This is a genomic window from Streptomyces sp. W16 (assembly GCF_033194735.1).
Taxonomy (GTDB): Bacteria; Actinomycetota; Actinomycetes; order Streptomycetales; family Streptomycetaceae; genus Streptomyces.
This window is the reverse complement of the sequence record NZ_JAWOAI010000749.1, coordinates 1-3,652: the sequence shown is the minus strand read 5'-3', so window position 1 is coordinate 3,652 and position 3,652 is coordinate 1. Positions and strand designations below refer to the sequence as shown.

At 69.4% G+C, this 3,652-nt stretch carries 4 protein-coding genes, 1 tRNA gene and 1 pseudogene; 2 read left to right on the top strand and 4 right to left on the bottom strand.

All coding sequences use genetic code 11. The features are described from left to right. A partial coding sequence (locus tag R6V09_RS48515; RefSeq protein ID WP_317887831.1) for a hypothetical protein occupies nucleotides 1-1,345 on the bottom strand: 1,345 nt, incomplete at its 3' end. A gap of 140 nt (nucleotides 1,346-1,485) precedes the next feature. Further along, nucleotides 1,486-1,614, bottom strand: coding sequence for a DLW-39 family protein (locus tag R6V09_RS48510; RefSeq protein ID WP_003999697.1), 129 nt, complete (start codon nucleotides 1,612-1,614; stop codon nucleotides 1,486-1,488). Between the two features lie 337 nt (nucleotides 1,615-1,951). Between R6V09_RS48510 and R6V09_RS48505 the strand changes: the two genes are divergently transcribed. After that, on the top strand, nucleotides 1,952-2,314 hold the full coding sequence (locus R6V09_RS48505) for a DUF6344 domain-containing protein (protein ID WP_317887830.1): 363 nt from the start codon (nucleotides 1,952-1,954) through the stop codon (nucleotides 2,312-2,314). 316 nt (nucleotides 2,315-2,630) lie between these two features. Further along, nucleotides 2,631-3,041 (top strand): annotated as a pseudogene (locus R6V09_RS48500) (nuclease-related domain-containing protein); the annotation flags it as partial. 20 nt (nucleotides 3,042-3,061) lie between these two features. Here R6V09_RS48500 and R6V09_RS48495 read toward each other — a convergent pair. Together R6V09_RS48495 and R6V09_RS48490 are read right to left on the bottom strand one after the other, a co-directional pair. Next, nucleotides 3,062-3,138, bottom strand: a tRNA-Ile gene (locus tag R6V09_RS48495). A 124-nt stretch (nucleotides 3,139-3,262) separates the two neighbouring features. Further along, nucleotides 3,263-3,652: DUF3566 domain-containing protein (locus tag R6V09_RS48490; protein ID WP_317887829.1), on the bottom strand; the 390-nt coding region annotated here is incomplete at its 5' end.

Sequence of the window (3,652 nt, the reverse complement as noted above, 5' to 3'; positions counted from 1 at the left end):
CGCCGATCCCGGCCACCGCGAGCACCTTCATCGCGGTGTCGCCTCCCCCGCCGCTCCCCGTCACGGCCGCCGCGCGGTCCTGCGAGGTGACGTCGAAGACGTTCCGGGGTTCGGACCGCCCCGCGTACCCGGGCCCCGAGTGCGCGGTGCCGGCGACGCGCACGTGCAGCGTCACCGGGAACGGCCCCTGGCCGAAGTCGTCGGCCACCTGCGCGGCGAGGTGCACGACGAGGTAGTACGACCCGGCGAAGCGCATCCCGCTCTGGTGGTCGACGACGAAGTAGCGGTTGCGGTACTCGACGGGCGGCAGGGCTTCGAGGGCGGCCGATCTCGGACTGCCCTGATAGCCGACGCCCGCCTCGTCGACGGAGGCGCGCACGGGGTTGTAGAGCGCCAGGTCCAGCGCACGGCTCACATAGCCGCTGCCGGCGTCCGAGGCCTCCAGGTCCGCGGTGACCGAGAGCTGCTGGCCCCAGTCGACCGGCACCTTGTAGAAGAGGGTCCCGCCGGGTGTGATGTCGCCCCGCCACACGCCCTGTCCGACGGCCACCGCCCCGGCGAACCCCGAGCCGCCCGCACGACTCCGGGCCTCCCCCGTGACGGGCTCGGGCGACGCGGAGTTCCAGTCCTGGGGCGCGTCGGACGTGCCGGCCCGGTCGAGTGACGGTTCCGACACCACGGTGAGTTCCAGACCCCAGGTGTCCGGCGAGGAACCCGACGCGTCGACGCGTTCGACGATTAGGTAGTACTGCCCGCCCCCCTTGCACAGCGCCCTGCCCGTCTCCCGCGCGGCCCAGGCGGCCACGGGGTGCGGGCTCCTGCTGGCGCCGAAGGTGGCGCTCTCGTGGGTGCAGCCGGTGCCCGCGGAGTTCCGCAGCGACACCCTGATCCCGTCGGTGGCGGCGACCGTGGTGCCGACCGGGGGCACGGCGGTGACGGAGACATAGACGTCGGACACGGCGTCGAGAGTGAGGCCGTAGTAGAAGGCGGCGCCCTTCGGAAGGGAACTCCGGTACGTCCCACCGGATTTCAGGCCTACGACGTCGCCCGTACCGGTCACGCCGTTGACGACCCGGTCGCCCTTGTCGTAGCCGTAGGAGCCCGACGCCCCGACCGCGGTGGCGGGCTGTCCGGCCAGGGCCGCGGTCGCACACAGCACGGCGACGACGACACCGACCCGTCGTACGACACCGAGGCGTCGCGCAACTCCGACGGGTCGTACGGCCGCCCCGGCAACGGGCTTACGGCCGCCCTGCGCTCGCGTCCGCCACCACGCCGTACGCCGCCGCCCCATCACGCGCCACCCCTCGTCGTTGCTCCGGACGTGGCCCATCCTGCCCCGCACGCGCGCGTGGCATCCCGGCAATTCGTCCGAGCGTCCGAAACGCCCGGGTCGTGGGGGACGTAACCGCGTTCGCGCGCAGGCGCAACACAAAGCCCCGACCGCCAGGCGGTCGGGGCGTGCTCAGAACTGGATCTCGGTACTCACGAACCCGTGGGCACGGAGTCGGTCGCCTCCGTCCACAGATCCTGCTCGGCGCGATCCGCCTGGATCTGGCGGTACACGAGGAGCCCGCCGATGGCGGCCAGTGCGACCAGGAGAAGCTTCTTCACCGCGCGACCTCGTCTTTCTTTGACGTAGGGGACCTCTGTCGCCCGACTATACACACCGACCGATACCGATCGGTGACCTGCCTCCGCGGCCAACTCCCGCCCGGGACAGCGCAGTAGAAGCGGATGGAACCGCTCCGATCGGAGGGTGATCACATCTCCACGGACCGTTAATTTGGCCCCTATCCCTCCTGTTCCTTCACTTTTCGGTGCTCTTGCACCCATCCGAGTGGTGTTCATCAGAACATCGACGCGCCACGGGCGCCGGTCCCACACTTCGCGGCCCCCATACACATCATGAGGAAAGTACGCAAATCGCCCAACCTGAAAGTGAGGGGCCATGACCCAGATCAAGGTCATGAAGCTGTGGACCGCCTTCGTCACCGCCTTCATCGCTCTGTGCACCGCGCTCGGACTCATCACGATCACCGCGACGGCCGCCAGCGCGGCGACGCCCCAGGCCGAGGCGACCGGCACCAGCGCCACCGCGCAGCCGGCGGCACCGACGATCTCCCCCTGGTCCTTCACCAGGTCCCTGCCCCCCACGATGAAGCAGCGCATCCGGGCCGAGGCCCACGGCAAGTCCCCCAGCTGCCGCCACCGCCCGCCGGCGGACACGGACGAGGCCACGGACACCGCCGACTCCGTCGAGCCGGACCACACCGAGCAGACGGCACTCCTGGCGGCCCCCCTCCAGCACTGACGCCCGGCACGCGCCACCTCATCCACCCACCGCCCCGACATCTCTGACACAGCGGCGAACTTGCGTACAACGCTTCAGAGAAGACCCTGAAGACCCCCGGCCCGTCGCGGCCGGGGGTCTTTCACTGCTGCCGGCCGTCGGCTACGACCTCGGCAAACTGACGAGCTTCATTTGAGGCCGGTGAAGTACGCCTCCGGGGGGACAGCGGGCCCGGCCGCGTAATTCTCCCAGCGCGAACGAGGGACTGTTCCCAGGCCAATAGAGGGTGCTGAGACGCCCCTCGGAGTAGGGCAGCTGGTACGCCGGCCTCGAAGGGGAACGGCGGGTGGGCCGGGAGTTGGCGCGTCTCTCCCCTCGTGACTGGCGCATCCTGCACGGCGTACCCAAGAGCAACGGTGGTGACATCGACCACTTGCTGATCGGCCCCGGCGGAGTGTTCAGCATCAACACCAAGTGCCACCAGGGCGCCTCGGTCTGGGTGGGCGACACCGTGGCCAAGGTCAACGGGGGCCGGCCGACCCCGTATGCCAGGGCGAGCAAGGCGGAGGCGACCTACGTCCAGGGCGTGTTGGAGCGGCACTGCGGCTTCCCCGTCCCGGTGGAACCGGTCCTCGTCTTCGTCGGCGTGACCTCACTGCACCGCGCCGCGACGCAGTACACCGTGCGGATCCACCAGGAGCGAGAGGTGTCGGTGTCGGCCGTAGACGCCAAAAACCCCCAACCATGACCGGTTGGGGGTCTTCGTGCTGGTGGGGCTAACAGGATTTGAACCTGTGGCCTCATCCTTATCAGGGATGCGCTCTAACCAACTGAGCTATAGCCCCGCCGCGCTGTGCGGAGTGTGTCCCGCGCGCTGACTCCTGAAGATTAGCGCACGACACGGGCAGTCCCAAAATCGATAGTCACAGGACCGCCGACGGAGGTTTCAACCCCCGTTTCCCCGACTTCTCACTCGTCCTCGGCGAGCGTGAGCTCGATGCCGCCGACGAAGCCCGCGGAGAGGTTGTAGATGAAGGCGCCGAGGGTCGCGAGGGCGGTGGCGAGGACGACGTCGATGACCGCGATGATCCCCGAGAACGTCAGGACATGCGGGAGGGACAGGAAGGACTGCAGGTCGAAGCCGTTCGACTCGTTCGAGCCGGTCGCCTCCGAGATCGTGCCGCCGACCGTCGAGAAGACCCCCATCGCGTCCATGACCATCCACAGCACCGCGGACGCCACGACCGTGCAGATGCCCAGCGCGATGGAGAGCAGGAAGCTGACCTTCATCACCGACCACGGGTCGGCCTTGGCCACCCGCAGCCGCGCCTTGCGGGTGCGCGGCGCGGTGCGCGCGCC